Here is a 21076-nt window from a genome sequence, read left to right on the forward strand (position 1 = left end):
GCCAAAAATGTGACTCACAAACCCGTTATCCGGCCTGGAAACGGCGGTCTTTTACATCATTACGACGTCAAATTGCTCCTGGTTATAGAGCGGTTCAATCTGGACTTTAACTTGCTTGCCGACAAAAATTTCCACCTCTGCCAGCGCGTGCGACTCTTCGCCTTTTAACGTTTCCGCCACCGCCGGAGAAGCATAAACGAGGAAACGATCGGAGTCGTAGGCATGATGCACACGCACGATTTCACGCATAATTTCATAGCAGACGGTTTCCACCGTTTTCACCGTACCGCGTCCATGACACGTTGGACATTCATTGCATAGCACATGTTCCACGCTTTCGCGCGTACGCTTGCGGGTCATCTCTACCAGACCCAGTTGCGAAAAGCCGTTGATGCTGGTTTTCACGCGATCTTTGCTCAGCGCCTGCTCCAGAGAATGCAGTACCCGACGGCGATGATCTTCATTATTCATGTCGATAAAATCGATGATGATGATACCGCCCAGATTGCGCAGACGCAGCTGCCGCGCAATCGCCTGCGTCGCCTCAATATTGGTATTGAAGATCGTGTCATCGAGATTACGGTGTCCGACAAACGCCCCGGTATTGATATCAACGGTGGTCATGGCTTCGGTTTGATCGATAATCAGATAACCGCCGGATTTCAGCTCCACCTTGCGTTCCAGCGCGCGCTGAATCTCATTTTCAACATCAAAGAGATCGAAAATCGGCTGATGACCGCTGTAGTGTTCGAGCTTGCTGGTCATCTCAGGGATATATTCCGCGGTAAATTCCAGCAATGCCTCGTACGTCAGACGCGAATCCACGCGGATTCTGTCCAGCTCGGCATCGGCAAAATCACGCAGTACGCGCTGCGCCAGCGCCAGTTCGCCGTACATCTGATAGCGCGTTTGCGGCCGCTTTTTACGCTCCATGACTTTCGTCCAGACGCGTTTGAGGTAAGCGGCGTCCGACGCCAGATCCTCTTCGCACACCCCTTCCGCCGCCGTACGGATGATAAATCCGCCCTGCTCGTCGCAATACTCCGCCACCACCTTCTTCAGGCGTTCACGTTCGGTTTCGCTTTCAATACGCTGAGAAACGCCAACGTGCGACGCGCCGGGCATAAAGACGAGGTAGCGGGAAGGCAACGTGATGTCCGTCGTCAGGCGCGCGCCTTTGGTGCCAAGCGGATCTTTTACCACCTGCACCATCAGATCCTGCCCCTGACGCACCAGCTCAGAGATGTCGCGTACGGTGAAGTTCTTTTGCTCTTCACCCGCCACGCATTCGGTATGCGGCATAATGTCTGAAGCATGAAGAAACGCGGCTTTCTCCAGTCCAATATCTACAAAAGCCGCCTGCATACCCGGAAGTACACGGCTTACACGGCCTTTGTAGATATTGCCTACGATGCCTCGTCGCGCTTCACGCTCAATATGAATTTCCTGAAGAATACCGCCATCAATGTACGCCACGCGTGTTTCCGATGGCGTTACGTTTACCAACAATTCAGCCGTCATGTTTATCCCTTTTCTCACGCAGTGCGTTAAAATTGCTCAGCAACTCATACGTTTCAACCAGCGGTAAGCCGACCACGGCGTGATAGCTGCCGTTTATCTTCCTGACAAAACAGCCACCCTGCCCCTGAATACCGTATGCTCCAGCTTTATCCATAGGCTCACCGCTGGCGACATAGCCTGCGATGTCCTCATCACTCAGTGTCCTGAACGTCACCTCCGTCACCACCAGACAATCCAGCACGTACTGGCTGTCCGCCAGCGCGACGGCCGTCATCACCTGATGCGTCTGCCCCGACAGTTTGCGCAGCATATGCGCCGCGTGTTCTGCATCGCGCGGTTTCTCCAGCACTTCACCGTTAAGAATCACGATAGTATCGGCGCCCAGCACCGGCAAGTCGCGCGCCGTTTGCGCCACGCCTGCCAGCGCCTTTTCCCGCGCCAGACGGGAGACATACTGTTGCGCGCTTTCGCCTTCGCCACGCGTTTCTTCAATTCCCGTAACGATACGTGCAAAAGAGACGCCCAGCTGCGCAAGCAGCTCCTGGCGGCGAGGTGAACCGGAAGCAAGATAAACGTCAGTCATAGAAACCTTTACTGCACAGCAAACTGCTGGCGCACTTTGCGCATCAGCAGGAAAAGCCAGGGCCAGAGCACACCGTTTACTACACTACTCCAGAACACTTCCGGTCTGAAAGAGACGTTGATCACTAAAAACTCGGCCCAGAAAACAATAATGTCCACGACCAGTGAGAGCAATATCACCACCAGTGCCTGTTGCCAGAGCGCCAGGTTACGGAATAGCTGGAATTTCAGTGCAACCAGATAAGCAATGATACTCATCGACAAGGCCCGCACGCCAAGCGTAGAGCCGCTGATCAGATCCAGTATGGCACCCATCACAAAACCTGTACCCACATTTACGCGGTGCGGCAGTGCGAGGATCCAGTACAGCAAGATAAGGAGCACCCAGTTTGGCCGGAAAACGATGATGTCATCCGGCCAGGGCATGATTTGCAGCAATAGCGCAATAAGAAACGAGAGCCAGATAACCCAGCGACCCTGGCTACGATAACTTGCCACTATTGCCCCCCCGTTGCGCGCGTAGCCGACGGTTGTTGAGGCGCGGCAGGCGCCGGGCTAATCCCCGTGGCAGGGTCCGGCATTGGCGCTGGCGGCCCCATCGCATCTGGCGAAGGCAGAACCTGCGGCATCATCTGCATCAGTCGTTCGTTAGCGACGCGATGCACATCTTCCGGCGTCATCGGATTAGCGCCGTTGCGATCGGCTCCCCACAGCAGCAGCAGATAACGCAAACGCTGTAAACCCGCAGTCGGACGCGCCTGAATCACGGTGTAAGCACGTTGGGTGTCCAGCTTGACGGACGAAACCACGCCCACCGGATACCCTTCCGGGAAACGGCCGCCCAGACCCGACGTTACCAGCACATCGCCAACGCGAATGTCGGTGTTTGCCGGCAAATGCTCAAGCTGTAAATCGTCCGTGCAGCCGTTACCGGCGGCAATGACGCGGATATCGTTACGCAGCACCTGAATCGGCAACGCATGTGTCGCATCGCAAATAAGCAGAACGCGGCTGGTCAGTTTCGCCACCGCAACGACCTGGCCCACTACGCCTTTGTCGCTGATGACCGGTTGCCCCTCATAGACCCCGTTCACGCTTCCTTTGTCGATCACCACCTGATCGCTGTAAGGATCGTTAACCGTGGAGATGACCTGAGTCACCATTTTTTGTTCGTCCTGACGCAGCGGCGAACCCAGCAGCTCGCGCAAACGCGCGTTCTCCTGTTTGTATTGCCCCAGCATCAGCAATTCGCTGTTTTTCAGCAACAGTTCCTGGCGCAGCGCCCGGTTTTCAAGTTCGAGTTGGTCACGCGAAGCCAGCGTTTGCGACACGCCGTCGAGTAATTCACGGGGACCATTGGAAATAAAGTAGAAAGGGCTGACGGCGGTATCCATGTACGTGCGGATTTGGCTGAACGTCCCCAGGCGGCTGTCGGCTATAATCACGCCGAGCGCCACCAGCACCGCCAGAATAAGGCGAATCTGTAGCGACGGGCCACGGCTAAAAATTGGCTTCATAAGTTTGCGTATTCTCGTATCAGAGTCGGCAGGGTAATCAAACCATCACCCTGCCGGTATCCGATTACTCTTCGCTGAACAGGTCGCCGCCGTGCATATCGATCATTTCCAGCGCCTTGCCGCCGCCGCGCGCCACGCAGGTCAGCGGATCTTCAGCAACAACGACAGGAATGCCGGTTTCTTCCATTAACAGACGATCAAGGTTACGCAGCAGCGCGCCGCCGCCCGTGAGCACCATACCGCGCTCGGAGATATCAGACGCCAGTTCCGGCGGGCACTGTTCCAGCGCAACCATCACCGCGCTCACAATACCGGTCAGCGGCTCCTGCAACGCTTCCAGAATCTCGTTGGAGTTCAGGGTAAAGCCGCGTGGAACGCCTTCCGCCAGGTTACGCCCGCGAACTTCGATTTCACGCACTTCGTCGCCCGGATACGCAGAACCGATTTCGTGTTTGATACGCTCTGCGGTCGCTTCGCCGATCAGAGAACCGTAGTTACGGCGCACATAATTGATGATCGCTTCGTCGAAGCGGTCGCCGCCAATACGCACAGAAGAAGAGTAAACCACGCCGTTCAGAGAGATAACGGCCACTTCCGTCGTACCGCCACCGATATCGACAACCATTGAACCGGTTGCTTCAGACACCGGCAGACCGGCGCCGATTGCCGCAGCCATCGGCTCTTCGATCAGGAACACTTCACGAGCGCCAGCGCCCTGTGCGGATTCACGAATCGCACGACGCTCTACCTGGGTCGCTCCTACCGGTACACACACCAGCACACGAGGGCTTGGACGCATAAAGCTGTTGCTGTGCACTTGTTTGATGAAGTGCTGGAGCATTTTTTCAGTCACGAAGAAGTCAGCGATAACGCCGTCTTTCATCGGGCGAATAGCAGCGATATTGCCCGGCGTACGACCCAGCATCTGCTTCGCATCATGACCTACTGCGGCCACGCTTTTCGGTGAACCGGCACGATCCTGACGAATGGCCACAACGGAAGGCTCATTCAATACGATGCCTTGTCCTTTTACGTAAATGAGGGTATTCGCAGTACCCAGGTCAATGGACAGGTCATTGGAAAACATGCCACGAAATTTTTTCAACATACTAAGGGATAATCCTGAAAGCTGGGGCGGAAAACAAAATCCGCTTACTTTACCAACCACACGCAGCAGCGACAAGGCGCAAAAATCATCTGCTACGGTGAAAATTAGCGCAGTACGTTTCCTTTGTTACAAATCTCTGTCTGGGTCCATCAGAACTGAATACATCAGCAGCAATCCTGGCCTTCATTTGCAACCTGTAAAAGGTCGTTTACCTGCATATTTGCTGCAACAATCTGGCGAGCAGACAAGCACACCCCCATGAGGCACAGCGCGCGTTATTCTACGTGAAAACAAATTAAACGGCAGGTTAAACCGAGTATCTTTGCGAATATTTTTTCACGTTGGTGTCAAGTGGTTGGGAGGAGGCAAAAAAATCCCCCTGTCCGCCCGCCACTCCGCGCCCCGTCAGCGTATGCCACTCGCTACGCGAACGGACGCCTGTCGCGTAAACCTGCGTATGCGTTCCCGTGCAGGCTTCCACCAGGCTCTGTACCAGCAACTGGTTTTCCGTTCGTTTCTCAATGTTTCTTACCAGACTCGGATGAAGTTTCAGTAATTCCACATTAAGTTCTTTAATCCAGCTGGTACTCACCAGCGTCAAACCCGCCTGTGTCACCGCGATCCGAACGCCAAGCGCATTCATTAAACGAATAACAGGCTGTAACCGACTGATGTGTTGACAAACATCTGCCTCGGCAAGTTCAAAAATAATACGTTTTCGCTGCGATTTTTCGCACTGCATCAACGTATCACGCAGCCAGCGCTGAAACCGTGGGCGGATCAACGATTCTACCGTTACCTGCATCGCCAGATTTTCCTCCGGCCAGTATTTCAGCAGCGGGATCAAACGGCTAATTTGCAAGCGGTCATACTCTTCCGATAAACCGAACTGCAATACCATCGGCATGTATTCTGCCGAAATCACCTCTTCGGCGCCGTCAAAGATACGGCACATCAGCTCCCGGTGGTGTACGCGCCCTTCACGCATTACCGCCGGTTTCTGATAAATCCGCGGCCCGCCCCGGCTGAGCATCTGCTCAATAAGAGTGCGCCAGCGTACGTTGCCACGGCCTTTTTCCGGCAGCGAATCGTCATACACCGCCCAACTGTTCCCTCCCTGCAACACGGCATTTCGGGTCGCGGCTTCGGCATGTTCCATCACCTGCTCCGTCGACTGACCGCTACGCCATGCGCAAATGCCGATATGTACCATATCGTCACGATCGAGCTTTTTATTAACCGGTAATGCATCTACCGCTTTTAATAACTGCCCGGCGATGCTCTCCGCTTCTTTCAATGTGCGGTGCGGCAACAGGACGGCAAAGTCGCTGCGGTGGTAGCGCGCCAGCAGCGAACCCGGGTAGCGCATAATAAATGTCGACAGCAGATTAATCAGCGCAAACAGCTGTTCTTCCGCGAGATCGCGCCCCCAGCTGTCGTGAAGCAGGTTAAAGTCTGGCAGGCGGATCATCATCACCACGCCATGCGATCCCACTTTTTCCTGATCTTCCAGCAGCGTCGCCAGTTGGTTATCAAAAAACAGGCGATTGCCCAGCCCGGTTTTGACATCCTGCGCCGCATAAGAACGGATAAGCGTATCCAGACGGCTGCGCTGTTCGCTGGCAAACTGAATTTCAGACAGCAGCATATCCAACGCGCTACTGGTGCGCGCGGGCCATTCATAGACCGACCCTCGCGCATTCGGCCCGCGTTCGCCGTTCAGAATACGCGTTGCACGAATTTCCAGCAGCTCCTGCCCGGACAGCTGGCGCTGTAGCCAGCGTACCGATAAGAACAAGATGAGAACGATAAAGCCGATCGCCAGCGTGAGCGGCGCGGTGGTCACGAGCGAGTGAAAATAGTTGCCCATCGGGTCCTGAAACACCACATGCAGCGAGGTGCCGGGATGTTTTACCAGCGGAATCGTCAGCTCACGATACAGGTTGTTGCTTCCCGCTGGCCGATAGCTGCTGTTGCGCGAATGGCTATACACCTGGCGGCCATCCTGCAACAAATCGACGCGCACGATATCGACCGATACCATCAGTTCATTAATCTGCGGCGTTAGCGTGACAAAATCAGAGGAGACAAGATGCGTGTCAATAGCGGTGGCGACCGCCTGAATGCGGCTGGTGAATTTATTCTCGATGGCATTGTAAAAACTCAGCGAGCAGCCGATGAGCGTAACGAAGATCGTTAACCCGGTAAGCAGCGTGACAAAGGCTGAGAATTTCGTCGTTAATCGCATCCGTGTGTTAACTCCGACAGTTATAAACGACATGAAAGAGCAACTCTGAACGCGAAGTCCGTTAAATTGCACAGCTAAGCGGGCATACTACCAAATCAGGTCTATCTGGCAATTTATTGCGTTGAATCGGCATCACGTTTTGATTAGCGAGTATAGTCTTCATAAATATTTTTCCAATCCACTATGCAAATTGAGGACAGGTTATGCAGGCTTTGATCTTAGAACAGCAGGACGGTAAAACCCTTGCCTCCGTTCAGACCCTTGAAGAAAGTCGGCTACCGGAAGGGGATGTAACGGTAGATATCCACTGGTCCAGCCTGAACTATAAAGATGCTCTGGCCATCACCGGGAAAGGGAAAATCATCCGTAACTTTCCGATGATTCCTGGCATCGATTTCGCCGGAACCGTACGCGCCAGTGAAGATCCCCGCTTCCATGCCGGTCAGGAGGTTTTACTGACCGGCTGGGGCGTGGGCGAAAACCACTGGGGCGGTTTGGCTGAGCGCGCCCGCGTAAAAGGCGACTGGCTGGTTGCTCTCCCGAAAGGTCTTGATAGCCGAAATGCGATGATTATCGGCACCGCCGGTTTTACCGCCATGCTGTGCGTGATGGCGCTGGAAGACGCGGGCATTCGCCCTGAAGATGGCGAGATTGTCGTGACCGGCGCCAGCGGCGGCGTGGGCAGCACTGCCGTTGCGTTGCTGCATAAGCTGGGCTACCAGGTTGTGGCCGTGTCAGGACGCGAAAGCACCCACGACTACCTGCGTAACCTGGGCGCCAACCGCATTCTGGGGCGCGATGAGTTTGCCGAATCCCGCCCGCTGGAAAAACAACTCTGGGCCGGTGCCATCGACACCGTTGGCGATAAAGTGCTGGCGAAAGTGCTGGCGCAGATGAACTACGACGGCTGCGTTGCGGCCTGTGGTCTGGCGGGCGGCTTCGCGCTCCCCACCACGGTCATGCCGTTTATTCTGCGTAATGTCCGCTTGCAGGGCGTGGATTCCGTGATGACTCCGCCTGCCCGCCGCGCAGAAGCCTGGAAACGCCTGGTCAACGACCTGCCAGCCTCTTTCTATGCGCAGGCTGCAACAGAAATCACGCTGGCAGACGCGCCGAAATTCGCCGATGCCATCATCAATAACCAGGCGCAGGGCCGTACGCTGGTGAAGATTGCCTAATCTTCAAATTTTCGTGACATATTCGCGTTAACGTTTCGCCTCCGTCATGCTTAAAAAAACGCATGACGGAGGATGCTATGAAAATGAAAAAACTGACGGAAGCCGACGTAACCGCGGAGTCCGTTTTTATGTTGCAGCGCCGCCAGGTACTGAAAGCTTTAGGTATCAGCGCGGCCGCCCTTTCTCTGCCCACCACCGCCCAGGCCGACCTGCTGAGCTGGTTTAAAGGCAACGATCGTCCCCCTGCGCCTGCCGGTAAGCCGCTTGATTTCAGCAAACCCGCCGCCTGGCAAAACGACCTCCCGTTAACGCCGGAAAACAAAGTCACCGGTTATAATAATTTCTATGAATTCGGCCTCGATAAAGCAGACCCGGCCGCCAACGCGGGTAGCCTGAAAACCGATCCCTGGACGTTGAAAATTAGCGGCGAAGTGGCGAAACCCCTAACGCTCGATCACGATGCGCTCACGACGCGTTTCCCGCTGGAAGAGCGAATCTATCGTATGCGCTGCGTTGAAGCATGGTCGATGGTGGTTCCCTGGATTGGCTTCCCCTTACATAAACTGCTCGCACTGGTCGAACCCACCAGCAATGCCAACTATGTGGCGTTCGAAACGATCTACGCGCCCGACGATATGCCGGGACAAAAAGACCGCTTTATCGGCGGCGGGCTAAAATACCCTTACGTCGAAGGATTGCGTCTGGACGAGGCAATGCACCCGCTCACGCTGCTGACTGTCGGCGTCTATGGTAAAGCGCTGCCGCCGCAAAACGGCGCCCCCATCCGTCTGACGGTGCCGTGGAAATACGGGTTCAAGGGGATTAAGTCGATCGTCAGTATTAAACTGACCCGCGAACGCCCGCCGACCACCTGGAATCTGGCCGCGCCAAACGAATACGGATTTTACGCCAACGTGAATCCGCACGTTGATCATCCGCGCTGGTCACAGGCGACCGAGCGTTTTATTGGCGCGGGCGGCATTCTGGATGTACAAAGACAGCCGACGCTGCTGTTTAACGGCTATGCCAGTGAAGTGGCGTCTTTATATCGCGGTCTGGATCTGCGGGAGAATTTCTAAGTGCGTCTGACACAAAAACAGATCGTCTGGCTAAAAGTACTGCTGCATCTTGCCGGATTATTACCGTTTCTCTGGCTCGTCTGGGCGGTGAATCAGGGAGGGCTCAGCGCCGATCCGGTCAAAGATATTCAACACTTTACCGGTAGGACAGCGCTGAAGTTCTTGCTCGCCACCTTGCTGGTTTCACCGCTGGCGCGCTACGCTAAACAGCCATTATTGATCCGCACCCGCCGCTTGTTAGGGTTATGGTGCTTCGCCTGGGCCACGCTGCATTTAACCAGCTATGCGCTACTTGAACTGGGCATAAATAATCTGGCGCTGCTGGGCCAGGAGTTAATCACTCGTCCTTATTTAACGTTGGGCATTATCAGTTGGTTCATTTTATTCGCCCTTACGTTGACCTCCACGCAGGCGGCGCAACGAAAACTGGGGAAACGCTGGCAACGTTTGCATAACTTCGTTTATCTTGTCGCGATTCTGGCTCCCATTCATTATCTGTGGTCGGTAAAAATTTTATCGCCGCAGCCAGTCATTTATGTCCTGCTGGCGCTGGCGCTTTTAGCCTGGCGCTACAAGACATTTCGCCAGTGGTGGCGGTCGTTTGCGGGCAAAATGCTGTAACGTCTCCGTTATGTGCGGTTTGTTGCAAAACCAGGACTCGCCTTGGGTCTTTGCGTGTTAGCAGTTGATAATCTTCCCTGATAAGACCAGTATTTAGCTGCCAAATGCTACGAAATCGTTATAATGTGCGACCTTGGTTTCCCGGACAGGGTTTTTAAGCCGCTGAAAGGGTGACAATCGCGCATCAAAGGTATATTTTGTTTTTTACCGGAGAATCGCAGGAGATAGCTGCACGATGGCCGACAAATTACACATTTTGCTTTTAAACGGTCCGAACCTTAATATGCTCGGCACCCGTGAACCCGATAAGTACGGCACCCTGACATTAACGGAAATTGTTAACCGTTTGAATGCAGAGGCCGACGCGCTGAATGTGACGCTGGATCATTTGCAGTCTAACGCGGAGTACGCACTCATCGACCGTATTCATCAGGCTAAAGACACTGTGGACTATATCCTGATTAATCCGGCCGCGTTTACGCACACCAGTGTTGCGATTCGCGATGCGCTGCTCGCGGTGAGCATCCCGTTTATCGAGATTCACCTGAGCAACGTACATGCGCGGGAACCGTTTCGCCAGCATTCGTATCTTTCCGATATTGCGGCTGGCGTCATTTGCGGATTCGGCGCTGACGGTTACTCATACGCTTTACAGACGGCGGTAAAACGCCTGTCACAATCACACTAAACAAAGAGTACGGAACCCACTCATGGATATTCGTAAGATTAAAAAACTGATCGAGCTGGTTGAAGAATCAGGCATCTCCGAACTGGAAATTTCTGAAGGCGAAGAGTCTGTGCGCATCAGCCGCACCGCGCCAAACGCAGGTTTTCCAGTGATGCAACAAGCTTATGCTGCGCCAATGCAGCAGCCAGCTCTGTCTAACGCTGTCGCTCCGGCGGCTGTTCCAGCAATGGAATCGCCTGCTGCATCAGCGGAAATCAGTGGTCACATCGTACGTTCCCCAATGGTTGGTACTTTCTACCGCACCCCGAGCCCGGATGCGAAAGCCTTCGTCGAAGTCGGTCAGAAAGTTAACGCGGGCGATACCCTGTGCATCGTTGAAGCCATGAAAATGATGAACCAGATCGAAGCCGATAAATCCGGCGTGGTGAAAGCAATTCTGGTCGAAAGTGGTCAGCCGGTAGAATTTGACGAGCCGCTGGTCGTCATCGAATAACGAGGCGAACATGCTGGATAAAATTGTCATCGCCAACCGTGGCGAGATTGCACTGCGTATTCTTCGTGCCTGTAAAGAACTGGGTATCAAGACCGTGGCTGTGCACTCAAGCGCGGATCGCGATTTAAAACACGTATTGCTGGCGGATGAGACGGTCTGTATTGGCCCGGCTCCGTCCGTAAAAAGCTATCTGAACATCCCGGCTATCATCAGCGCCGCTGAAATCACCGGCGCGGTGGCAATCCATCCGGGTTACGGCTTCTTGTCTGAGAACGCCAACTTCGCTGAGCAGGTTGAACGCTCCGGCTTTATCTTCATTGGCCCGAAAGCCGACACCATCCGCCTGATGGGCGATAAAGTGTCCGCAATCAGCGCAATGAAACAGGCTGGCGTTCCATGCGTACCGGGTTCTGACGGCCCGTTAGGCGACGATATGGATAAAAACCGCGCCATTGCAAAACGCATCGGCTACCCGGTTATTATCAAAGCGTCCGGCGGCGGCGGCGGTCGCGGCATGCGCGTTGTGCGCGGCGATGCCGAACTGGCGCAATCCATTTCCATGACCAAAGCGGAAGCGAAAGCAGCCTTCAGCAATGACATGGTGTACATGGAAAAATACCTGGAAAACCCACGCCACATCGAAATTCAGGTGTTGGCTGACGGCCAGGGTAACGCTATCTATCTGGCTGAACGTGATTGCTCCATGCAGCGTCGTCACCAGAAAGTGGTCGAAGAAGCGCCAGCGCCGGGCATTACCCCGGAACTGCGTCGTTACATCGGCGAGCGTTGCTCCAAAGCGTGTGTCGATATCGGCTATCGCGGAGCAGGTACGTTTGAGTTCCTGTTCGAAAACGGCGAGTTCTATTTCATCGAAATGAACACCCGTATTCAGGTAGAACACCCGGTTACTGAAATGATCACCGGCGTTGACCTGATCAAAGAACAGCTGCGTATCGCTGCGGGCCAGCCGCTGTCCATCAAGCAGGAAGAAGTTGTGGTGAAAGGCCATGCGGTAGAATGCCGTATCAACGCCGAAGACCCGAACACCTTCCTGCCAAGCCCGGGTAAAATCACGCGCTTCCACGCGCCGGGCGGCTTTGGCGTACGCTGGGAGTCCCATATCTACGCGGGTTACACCGTACCGCCGTACTATGACTCCATGATCGGCAAGCTGATCTGCTACGGTGAAAACCGTGACGTAGCGATTGCCCGTATGAAAAACGCATTGCAGGAACTGATCATTGATGGCATCAAAACCAACATTGACCTGCAAACCCGCATCATGAACGACGAGCACTTCCAGCACGGTGGCACCAACATCCACTATCTGGAGAAGAAACTCGGTCTTCAGGAAAAATAAGCGTGCGTTAATTGAAAAAGGCCGGTTTTCCGGCCTTTTGTTTTTTTCCCTCCGGTACATCCCATAAGGTACAATCCCCGCTTTCTTCATCCACAAGGGACAAAAAATGGACACGCGTTTTGTTCAGGCCAACAAAGAGGCGCGTTGGGCGCTGTGGCTGACCCTTCTGTATCTGGCTGCGTGGTTAGTGACTGCTTACTTACCAGGCGCGGCACCCGGCATAACGGGCCTTCCACACTGGTTTGAAATGGCCTGCCTGCTGACGCCGCTTGTTTTCATTTTACTGTGCTGGGCTATGGTGAAATTTATCTATCGCGACATTCCTCTGGAGGACGATGATGCAGCTTGAAGTCATTCTGCCGCTTATCGCCTATCTGCTGGTGGTGTTTGGTCTGTCGGTCTATGCCATGCGAAAAAGGACGACGGGCACCTTCCTGAATGAGTATTTCCTCGGTAGCCGTTCGATGGGCGGAATTGTATTGGCGATGACGCTGACCGCCACCTACATTAGCGCCAGCTCATTTATCGGCGGCCCGGGCGCGGCCTATAAATACGGCCTGGGCTGGGTATTGCTGGCGATGATCCAGTTACCCGCCGTCTGGCTCTCGCTGGGTATTCTGGGTAAGAAATTCGCTATCCTGGCACGGCGCTACAACGCCGTCACCCTTAACGATATGCTGTTTGCCCGCTATCAAAGCCGTCTGCTGGTCTGGCTGGCAAGCCTCAGCCTGCTGGTGGCTTTCGTCGGGGCGATGACCGTACAGTTTATTGGCGGCGCACGTCTGCTTGAGACCGCAGCGGGCATCCCCTACGAAACAGGGCTGTTAATCTTTGGCGTCAGCATCGCGTTGTATACCGCATTTGGCGGTTTTCGCGCCAGCGTGCTCAACGATACGATGCAGGGCATGGTCATGCTGATTGGCACCATCGTCCTGTTGGTCGGCGTGGTTCATGCGGCAGGCGGCCTCGGACACGCGGTCGAAACCCTGCAAACGATCGACCCGAAACTGGTGACGCCGCAGGGCGCGGATGACATTCTGTCACCGACCTTTATGACCTCATTCTGGGTGCTGGTGTGCTTTGGCGTGATCGGCCTGCCGCATACTGCCGTGCGTTGCATCTCCTATAAAGACAGTAAAGCGGTGCATCGCGGCATTATCATCGGCACGATTGTGGTGGCGATCCTGATGTTCGGTATGCACCTGGCGGGCGCGCTGGGGCGGGCGGTGATTCCTGACCTGACCGTACCGGATCTGGTCATTCCAACGCTGATGGTTAAGGTTCTGCCGCCGATTGCCGCCGGCATCTTTCTCGCCGCGCCGATGGCGGCCATTATGTCGACAATCAATGCCCAGTTGCTGCAAAGTTCCGCTACGATCATTAAAGATCTCTATCTGAATATTCGCCCGGAGCAAATGCATAACGAAACTCGCCTGAAGCGGATGTCAGCCATCATCACGCTGCTGTTAGGCGCGTTGCTGCTGCTCGCGGCCTGGAAACCGCCGGAAATGATTATCTGGCTTAACCTGCTGGCTTTCGGCGGCCTGGAAGCGGTGTTCTTATGGCCGCTGGTGCTGGGCCTGTACTGGGAGCGTGCAAACGCGACAGGCGCGCTAAGCGCCATGATCATTGGCGGCGTGTTGTATGCCGTGCTCGCCACCTTTAACGTTCAGTACCTGGGCTTTCACCCCATCGTGCCCTCGCTACTGCTCAGTTTATTGGCTTTTCTGGCCGGAAACCGTTTTGGTTCATCTGCCCAGCAAGCCACCTTATTGACTACTGATAAATAAAGAGTTTTGCCATGCCGTGGATCCAACTGAAACTGAATACGACCGGTACGAACGCCGAAGAACTTAGCGATGCGCTGGTGGAAACCGGCGCGGTCTCTGTGACCTTCCAGGACACGCACGACACGCCGGTATTTGAGCCGCTGCCAGGTGAAACGCGTCTGTGGGGCGATACCGACGTTATCGGCCTGTTCGATGCCGAAACCGACATGAAAGAGGTGGTGGCAATCCTTGAGCATCATCCGCTGCTGGGCGCGGGTTTCGCGCATAAGATTGAGCAACTGGAAGATAAAGACTGGGAACGCGAATGGATGGACAATTTTCACCCGATGCGCTTTGGCGAGCGTCTGTGGATTTGCCCGAGCTGGCGCGATGTACCGGATGAGAACGCCGTCAACGTCATGCTGGACCCGGGTCTGGCCTTCGGTACCGGCACGCATCCCACCACATCCCTCTGCCTGCAATGGCTCGACGGGCTTGATCTGAACGGTAAGACGGTGATCGACTTTGGCTGCGGTTCCGGCATCCTGGCGATTGCCGCATTAAAACTGGGCGCTGCGAAAGCTATCGGGATCGATATCGATCCGCAGGCGATCCAGGCCAGCCGTGATAACGCAGAGCGCAACGGCGTATCTGAGCGTCTGGAGCTCTATCTCCCCAAAGACCAGCCAGAAGCCATGAAAGCCGATGTGGTGGTCGCTAACATCCTGGCTGGCCCATTACGTGAACTGGCCCCGTTAATCAGCGTACTGCCCGTTGAGGGCGGTTTACTGGGGCTTTCCGGCATCCTGGCCAGCCAGGCGGAAAGCGTATGCGAAGCCTATACCGAACTCTTTACGCTCGACCCGGTGGTAGAGAAAGAAGAGTGGTGCCGCATTACCGGTCGTAAAAAATAATCAGTCCTTTCCGGCGTGGTCATCTGGCCACGCCTTTTTCACACGATTCACTTTCCTCTCCTGCTCGTCACCGATACAATATTCTTTATAATTGATTGATTTACATAATGTTATGTTGTTTTCAATTCATCGGGTAAATGCATGAAGTTAATTTCTTTGGCCACTGCCTTTCTGGCAATCTGTATGATGCCCGTTTCCGTTTCGGCAACTGACTGGAGCTATGAAGGCGACACCTCTCCCGCGCACTGGGGTGAAATCAATAAAGCATACAAACTGTGCCAGACCGGGATGAGCCAGTCCCCTGTTGATATTCTCACCACGAATGAAATCCAGCTCCCGCCGCTTAACGTACAGTACATCGATCGCGCCGACATGCTCCTGAACGTTAACCACACTCTTCAGGTAACAATGGCCCCCTATTCTTCTGCTTCCGCTCAGATTGACGATCAGCCTTATGCTTTAGCAGAATTTCATTTTCATGCCCCAAGTGAAAATACCATCAATGGTAAACACTATGCGATGGAGCTGCACCTGACGCACAAAAACCAGGAAGGTGAGATTGCCGTCGTTGCCGTCATGTTTGATATCGGTGAGCCAAATGAGGCAATTGAACGTTTATGGCAATCCATCCCGGCAACCCCGGGCGACAGCATACCGTTGCTTTCCCCCGTCGATATCAATCTGCTGTTGCCGGAAGACAGAACCTACTGGCGCTTTAGCGGTTCGTTAACGACGCCTCCCTGTAGCGAAGGCGTAACCTGGATTGTCCTGAAACAGCCTATGACGCTTTCTGCTGGTCAACTGGAAAAGTTTCGCCATACGATACACCCTGCCAACAATCGCCCTGTCCAGCCTTTGAATGGCCGCGTCATTAACGAATGGTCGATACCGACGCTTCGCGATCCTGTCCTGAAATGAGGCGGCGATCACACTATGAAACGATAATCTGCTGGTTAAATCAGCAGATTATGTTGTCCAGCCGTCAGCCATAGAAGAAAAAATGAGAAGTTACGCAAAATTGTAAGCGTATAAAAATTCGGCCTCATTTTATAACGCAATGATTTATAAAGTTAATTAATTCTCATCATTCATCTTAACTGCGATTCTTTGATCCACCTCAGAGGATTGGTCAAAGTTTGGCCTTTCATCTCGTGCAAAAAATGCGTAATATACGCCGCCTTGCAGTCACAGTATGGTCATTTCTTAACTCATGCGCATCGGACAATACCAGCTTAGAAATCGCCTGATCGCAGCGCCCATGGCTGGCATTACTGACAGACCTTTTCGGACGCTGTGCTATGAGATGGGAGCAGGATTGACGGTATCCGAGATGATGTCTTCTAACCCGCAGGTTTGGGAAAGCGACAAATCTCGTTTACGGATGGTGCACGTTGATGAGCCAGGCGTTCGCACGGTGCAAATCGCCGGTAGCGACCCTGTTGAGATGGCCGATGCCGCACGTATTAACGTGGAAAGCGGCGCCCAGATTATTGATATCAATATGGGGTGTCCGGCTAAAAAAGTGAATCGCAAGCTCGCAGGTTCAGCCCTCTTGCAGTACCCGGATTTAGTGAAGTCGATACTAACCGAGGTCGTGAGTGCAGTGGACGTTCCTGTCACCCTGAAGATTCGCACCGGCTGGGCCCCGGAACACCGTAACTGCGTAGAGATTGCCCAACTGGCTGAAGACTGTGGCATTCAGGCTCTGACCATTCATGGACGCACCCGCGCCTGTTTGTTCAATGGAGATGCTGAATACGACAGTATTCGGGCAGTTAAGCAGAAAGTTTCCATTCCGATTATCGCGAATGGCGACATTACTGACCCGCATAAAGCCAGAGCTGTGCTCAACTATACGGGGGCGGATGCCCTGATGATAGGCCGCGCAGCTCAGGGAAGACCCTGGATCTTTCGGGAAATCCAGCATTATCTGGACACTGGGGAGTTGCTACCCCCCCTGCCTTTGGCAGAGGTTAAGCGCTTGCTTTGCGCGCATGTTCGGGAACTGCATGACTTTTATGGCCAGGCAAAAGGGTACCGAATTGCACGTAAACACGTCTCCTGGTATCTCCAGGAGCACGCTCCAAATGACCAGTTTCGGCGCACATTCAACGCCATTGAGGATGCCAGCGAACAGCTGGAGGCGTTGGAGGCATACTTCGAAAATTTTGCGTAATGAAATAAAGAGCTGACAGAACTATGTTCGAACAACGCGTAAATTCTGACGTACTGACCGTTTCTACCGTTAACTCTCAGGATCAGGTGACTCAAAAGCCCCTGCGTGACTCGGTTAAACAGGCACTGAAGAACTATTTTGCTCAACTGAACGGTCAGGATGTTAATGACCTCTATGAGCTGGTACTGGCTGAAGTAGAACAGCCCCTGTTGGACATGGTGATGCAATACACCCGTGGTAACCAGACCCGTGCTGCTCTGATGATGGGCATCAACCGTGGTACGCTGCGTAAAAAATTGAAAAAATACGGCATGAACTAATTTCGATTAGCTAATTGCTTGTTTAAAAAGGCGCTACTCGGCATGGGGAAGCGCCTTTTTTATTCGCGTCAGACAGGAGTTTGTTCATGAATGTCGGATTTGAGCCGCAATATTTTGGCGATGAATCGAAGAAGATCATTCACGGTGATGCGCTTTCAGAATTGAAAAAACTGCCCCCGGAAAGTGCCGATTTAATTTTTGCCGACCCGCCCTACAACATCGGAAAAAATTTTGACGGTCTGGTGGAGTCCTGGGACGAAGAGACCTTTTTGGCCTGGCTGTTTGAATGCATTGATGAGTGCCATCGGGTGCTGAAAAAACACGGCACGATGTACATCATGAACAGCACAGAGAACATGCCCTATCTCGACCTCAAATGCAGGAAACTGTTCGATATCAAAAGCCGCATCATATGGTCGTACGACAGCTCAGGCGTGCAGGCCAAAAAGTATTTTGGCTCAATGTATGAACCCATCCTGATGATGGTAAAAGATGCGAAGAACTATACGTTTAATCGTGATGACATCCTGGTTGAAACCAAAACCGGCGCAAAAAGAGCGTTGATCGATTACCGCAAAAATCCGCCCCAGCCCTACAACACACAAAAAGTCCCCGGAAACGTCTGGGATTTTCCCCGCGTCCGCTACTTAATGGATGAGTATGAGAACCATCCCACGCAAAAACCCAGAGCGCTGTTGAGCCGGATCATCCTGGCCTCCTCAAACCCGGGCGACACGGTGTTAGATCCCTTCGCCGGAAGCTTCACGACGGGCGCCGTAGCCGTGGAAACCGGGCGAAAATTTGTCGGCATCGAAATCAACAATGAATACGTAAAAATGGGCATCAGAAGGCTGAACGTCACCTCTCACTATGCGGAAAACGAGCTGGCAAAGGTGAAAAAGCGCAAGACAACAAACCTGTCCAAAAAGAGCCGAATGACCGAAATGACGGATACGTCTCAGGTGAAGTAAAAGCATTGTAAGTCTGCTTTTCTGCCGCGTTGTTTCGTGTATATTCCTTGCACGCTTGGGCATGAATACACAGGATTTGGCAATGATTCGTAAGTATTGGTGGCTGGTTGTTTTCGCAGTCTCCGTTTTCCTTTTTGACGCATTACTCATGCAGTGGATCGAACTGATGACAACGGAATACGATAAATGCCGCAACATGAATTCGGTTAACCCGCTCAAACTCGTCAACTGCGCCGACCTTGAGTAGTACGCCAGCCAGTTCTATGCAAATTATGCCGACGCACAGTTGGGGATAACCGTTACGCTTCCACGACCGGCTTGTTATTCTGCGTTAATACCATCACATTGCCATTCGGAACTAACATTTTTAATACATTATCCACTAATTGCGGCGCCTGCTTATAGAGATCATAACTGGAAGGATTCATTAACCAGTTCTTTACGATTCCGCTAAAACTGCCATGAAGCACAATTAAATTGACCTCGACATCAAGACCGGTCGCAATCAGTCCTTTATTCATACATTGCTGTAATGCTTCACGCATTATCTGATAACTGAAGCCTATTTTTTCCCGAATATCCTGCTCTGATATCATATCATTATGAAATTCACATTTATGATATAAAATCTGCATTAATGCCTGTTGTCGGGGCACCTCAGCAATATATTGCAAAGCGGCAATCAGTTTTTCACGCAAATTCTGTAGCGGATTATCGCCCCCACACGTTGTTAACCTGTCCTGAATGAGATCGCGTAGCGGCGGTTGCTGACCCCATACCTCATTAAACAACTGCGTCTTGTTCTCAAAATGCCAATAGATAGCGCCCCGCGTAACATTCGCAGCGTCTGCAATGTCGTTTAGCGTGGTGCTGCCGACCCCGTGCAAGGCGAACTGTACGATCGCTGTTTCAATCAAGTGTTGTCGGGTTCTGAGGGCGTCCGCTTTTGTTTTCCTGGCCATAATGAAGTGTGTCTGAAACCGAAGGATGACAGTAAATACTGTTCAGGGATAACGCGCAAATGTATCACTTCATTTTTATTTAAACGAGATCCCTCGTGTATTATTACGCACAATACATCCAAACAAATAATAAATACAAATGAATCAAATAAAATCATTCATCAAAAGAATATATATTTCTATCCGTGTTAATGAAAGACAGGATTTTACTTTTCTACCGCATTATGAAACGACAGGATATTAATCTTTTTTTGCTTTTACGTGCCGTGCATGACGACCGGAAATAAGTATTGCTTACATCACGAGCTGATAATTTGTAGGATAGCCAACTGCTATTTTATTTGTGCGCGTTAACGCCTTACCGTTATCCGGTAAATAACGAGCTTCGGTTTTCTAAGGAACAGTAATGACGAAACATGCCAGGTTTGCACTCCTGCCCTCATTCATCATAATCTCCGCTGCGTTACTCGCCGGTTGTAACGATCAGGGAGATACGCAAGCTCACCCTGCTGAGCCGCAAGTCACCGTCCACGTAGTCGAATCTGCCCCCTTAGCGGTGACGACTGAGCTGCCGGGGCGCACGACGCCATTTCGTATTGCGGAAGTCCGGCCTCAGGTCAGCGGCATTGTACTGAAAAGGAATTTCACCGAAGGTAGCGATATCGAAGCAGGCCAGTCGCTTTATCAGATTGACCCGGCGACTTATCAGGCTGATTACGACAGCGCCAAAGGCGAGCTGGCAAAAAGCGAAGCTGCCGCCGCCATTGCGCACTTAACGGTTAAACGCTACGTTCCGCTGGTTGGCACAAAATACATTAGCCAACAAGAGTACGACCAGGCCATCGCCGATGCTCGTCAGGCCGATGCCGCCGTTATCGCCGCAAAAGCCGCAGTAGAAAGCGCGCGCATCAACCTCGCCTACACCAAAGTGACTTCGCCGATCAGCGGCCGCATTGGTAAATCCAGTGTCACCGAAGGCGCGCTGGTGACCAATGGTCAGGCAACCGAACTGGCGACCGTGCAACAGCTTGACCCTATTTACGTTGATGTGACGCAGTCCAGCAGCGATTTTATGCGTCTCAGGCAGTCCGTCGAGCAGGGTAGCCTGCACAAAGACAACACCCGCAGCAACGTCGAGTTGGTAATGGAAAATGGTCAGGCGTACCCGCTGAAAGGCACGCTGCAATTTTCCGACGTTACGGTAGATGAAAGTACCGGTTCTATCACCCTTCGGGCTGTTTTCCCCAATCCTCAGCACACCCTGCTTCCCGGTATGTTTGTCCGCGCGCGAATTGATGAAGGCATTCAGCCCAATGCCATTCTCGTTCCACAGCAGGGCGTAACGCGTACGCCGCGTGGCGATGCGATGGTGATGATCGTCAATGATAAAGATCAGGTTGAAGCGCGCGACGTTATCGCTACTCAGGCGATCGGCGATAAATGGTTAATCAGCAAAGGGTTGCAACCGGGCGACAAAGTTATCGTCAGCGGCTTGCAGAAAGCCCGCCCGGGCGAACAGGTTAAAGCCACCACCGATGCCCCTGCGGCGAATGCAGCGCAATAAGGTAA

The 21076-nt window shown here is 53.0% G+C and carries 22 protein-coding genes; 15 read left to right on the forward strand and 7 right to left on the reverse strand.

Features of this window, described 5'->3' with window-relative positions:
* Window positions 1-51: 51 nt before the first annotated feature.
* The 6 genes from rng to csrD all read right to left on the reverse strand — a co-directional run bounded on the left by rng (window position 52) and on the right by csrD (window position 6976).
* The gene (rng, locus tag OGW17_RS20245) at window positions 52-1521 is read right to left on the reverse strand and encodes a ribonuclease G (RefSeq protein ID WP_012135381.1); all 1470 of its coding nucleotides are present in this window, start codon (window positions 1519-1521) and stop codon (window positions 52-54) included.
* On the reverse strand, window positions 1511-2104 hold the full coding sequence (locus tag OGW17_RS20250; RefSeq protein WP_071257705.1) for a Maf family protein: 594 nt from the start codon (window positions 2102-2104) through the stop codon (window positions 1511-1513). Before OGW17_RS20250 ends, rng begins: the two co-directional genes overlap by 11 nt.
* 8 nt (window positions 2105-2112) lie before the next feature.
* Window positions 2113-2601: a rod shape-determining protein MreD gene (gene mreD / locus OGW17_RS20255; RefSeq protein WP_012135383.1), complete on the reverse strand. Its 489-nt coding sequence runs from the start codon at window positions 2599-2601 to the stop codon at window positions 2113-2115.
* Entirely contained in the window at window positions 2601-3620 is a 1020-nt protein-coding gene (mreC, locus tag OGW17_RS20260; protein ID WP_012135384.1) for a rod shape-determining protein MreC, read from the reverse strand. The genes mreD and mreC overlap by 1 nt, the downstream gene beginning before the upstream one ends.
* 64 nt (window positions 3621-3684) lie before the next feature.
* Complete coding sequence (gene mreB / locus OGW17_RS20265; protein WP_000913396.1) at window positions 3685-4728, reverse strand: rod shape-determining protein MreB; 1044 nt, start codon at window positions 4726-4728, stop codon at window positions 3685-3687.
* 307 nt (window positions 4729-5035) lie between these two features.
* A complete protein-coding gene (gene csrD / locus OGW17_RS20270) occupies window positions 5036-6976 on the reverse strand; it encodes an RNase E specificity factor CsrD (protein ID WP_047460917.1) in 1941 nt (646 codons plus the stop codon).
* A gap of 203 nt (window positions 6977-7179) precedes the next feature.
* On the opposite strand from csrD, the gene acuI reads away from it, so the two are divergent.
* From acuI to OGW17_RS20340, 14 genes are all read left to right on the forward strand, one after another.
* Window positions 7180-8154, forward strand: coding sequence for an acrylyl-CoA reductase (NADPH) (gene acuI, locus OGW17_RS20275; protein ID WP_071257703.1), 975 nt, complete (start codon window positions 7180-7182; stop codon window positions 8152-8154).
* A 77-nt stretch (window positions 8155-8231) separates the two neighbouring features.
* A complete protein-coding gene (msrP, locus tag OGW17_RS20280; protein ID WP_371320452.1) occupies window positions 8232-9233 on the forward strand; it encodes a protein-methionine-sulfoxide reductase catalytic subunit MsrP in 1002 nt (333 codons plus the stop codon).
* Window positions 9234-9854 (forward strand): protein-methionine-sulfoxide reductase heme-binding subunit MsrQ, encoded by a 621-nt coding sequence (msrQ, locus tag OGW17_RS20285; protein WP_071257696.1) that lies wholly within the window; start codon window positions 9234-9236, stop codon window positions 9852-9854.
* Between the two features lie 235 nt (window positions 9855-10089).
* Window positions 10090-10542 (forward strand): type II 3-dehydroquinate dehydratase, encoded by a 453-nt coding sequence (aroQ, locus tag OGW17_RS20290; RefSeq protein ID WP_012135390.1) that lies wholly within the window; start codon window positions 10090-10092, stop codon window positions 10540-10542.
* A 22-nt stretch (window positions 10543-10564) separates the two neighbouring features.
* Window positions 10565-11035: an acetyl-CoA carboxylase biotin carboxyl carrier protein gene (gene accB / locus OGW17_RS20295; protein ID WP_071257694.1), complete on the forward strand. Its 471-nt coding sequence runs from the start codon at window positions 10565-10567 to the stop codon at window positions 11033-11035.
* 10 nt (window positions 11036-11045) lie between these two features.
* Window positions 11046-12395: an acetyl-CoA carboxylase biotin carboxylase subunit gene (gene accC / locus OGW17_RS20300; protein WP_012135392.1), complete on the forward strand. Its 1350-nt coding sequence runs from the start codon at window positions 11046-11048 to the stop codon at window positions 12393-12395.
* Between the two features lie 106 nt (window positions 12396-12501).
* Complete coding sequence (locus OGW17_RS20305) at window positions 12502-12744, forward strand: YhdT family protein (RefSeq protein ID WP_012135393.1); 243 nt, start codon at window positions 12502-12504, stop codon at window positions 12742-12744.
* The gene (gene panF / locus OGW17_RS20310; RefSeq protein WP_047460907.1) at window positions 12734-14185 is read left to right on the forward strand and encodes a sodium/pantothenate symporter; all 1452 of its coding nucleotides are present in this window, start codon (window positions 12734-12736) and stop codon (window positions 14183-14185) included. The genes OGW17_RS20305 and panF overlap by 11 nt, the downstream gene beginning before the upstream one ends.
* A gap of 11 nt (window positions 14186-14196) precedes the next feature.
* Window positions 14197-15078 carry a 50S ribosomal protein L11 methyltransferase gene (prmA, locus tag OGW17_RS20315; protein ID WP_047460904.1) on the forward strand — a complete coding sequence of 294 codons (882 nt, stop codon included), beginning with the start codon at window positions 14197-14199 and terminating at the stop codon, window positions 15076-15078.
* A 141-nt stretch (window positions 15079-15219) separates the two neighbouring features.
* A complete protein-coding gene (locus tag OGW17_RS20320; RefSeq protein WP_071257691.1) occupies window positions 15220-15996 on the forward strand; it encodes a carbonic anhydrase in 777 nt (258 codons plus the stop codon).
* A 292-nt stretch (window positions 15997-16288) separates the two neighbouring features.
* Window positions 16289-17254 (forward strand): tRNA dihydrouridine synthase DusB, encoded by a 966-nt coding sequence (dusB, locus tag OGW17_RS20325; RefSeq protein ID WP_047460900.1) that lies wholly within the window; start codon window positions 16289-16291, stop codon window positions 17252-17254.
* A gap of 23 nt (window positions 17255-17277) precedes the next feature.
* Window positions 17278-17574 carry a DNA-binding transcriptional regulator Fis gene (gene fis, locus OGW17_RS20330; RefSeq protein WP_000462905.1) on the forward strand — a complete coding sequence of 99 codons (297 nt, stop codon included), beginning with the start codon at window positions 17278-17280 and terminating at the stop codon, window positions 17572-17574.
* Between the two features lie 86 nt (window positions 17575-17660).
* Entirely contained in the window at window positions 17661-18545 is an 885-nt protein-coding gene (yhdJ, locus tag OGW17_RS20335; RefSeq protein WP_047460898.1) for an adenine-specific DNA-methyltransferase, read from the forward strand.
* A gap of 82 nt (window positions 18546-18627) precedes the next feature.
* Window positions 18628-18792: a DUF2556 family protein gene (locus tag OGW17_RS20340; protein WP_047460895.1), complete on the forward strand. Its 165-nt coding sequence runs from the start codon at window positions 18628-18630 to the stop codon at window positions 18790-18792.
* A 52-nt stretch (window positions 18793-18844) separates the two neighbouring features.
* Here the strand turns inward: OGW17_RS20340 and envR are convergent, their stop codons facing one another.
* Entirely contained in the window at window positions 18845-19507 is a 663-nt protein-coding gene (envR, locus tag OGW17_RS20345) for an acrEF/envCD operon transcriptional regulator (protein WP_047460892.1), read from the reverse strand.
* A 406-nt stretch (window positions 19508-19913) separates the two neighbouring features.
* Here envR and OGW17_RS20350 point away from each other — a divergent pair, with 406 nt between their 5' ends.
* The gene (locus tag OGW17_RS20350) at window positions 19914-21071 is read left to right on the forward strand and encodes an efflux RND transporter periplasmic adaptor subunit (RefSeq protein ID WP_047460889.1); all 1158 of its coding nucleotides are present in this window, start codon (window positions 19914-19916) and stop codon (window positions 21069-21071) included.
* Window positions 21072-21076 lie beyond the last annotated feature (5 nt).

Source organism: Citrobacter sp. CK181 (assembly GCF_030333595.1).
In the GTDB taxonomy this organism is placed as follows: domain Bacteria; phylum Pseudomonadota; class Gammaproteobacteria; order Enterobacterales; family Enterobacteriaceae; genus Citrobacter_B; species Citrobacter_B koseri.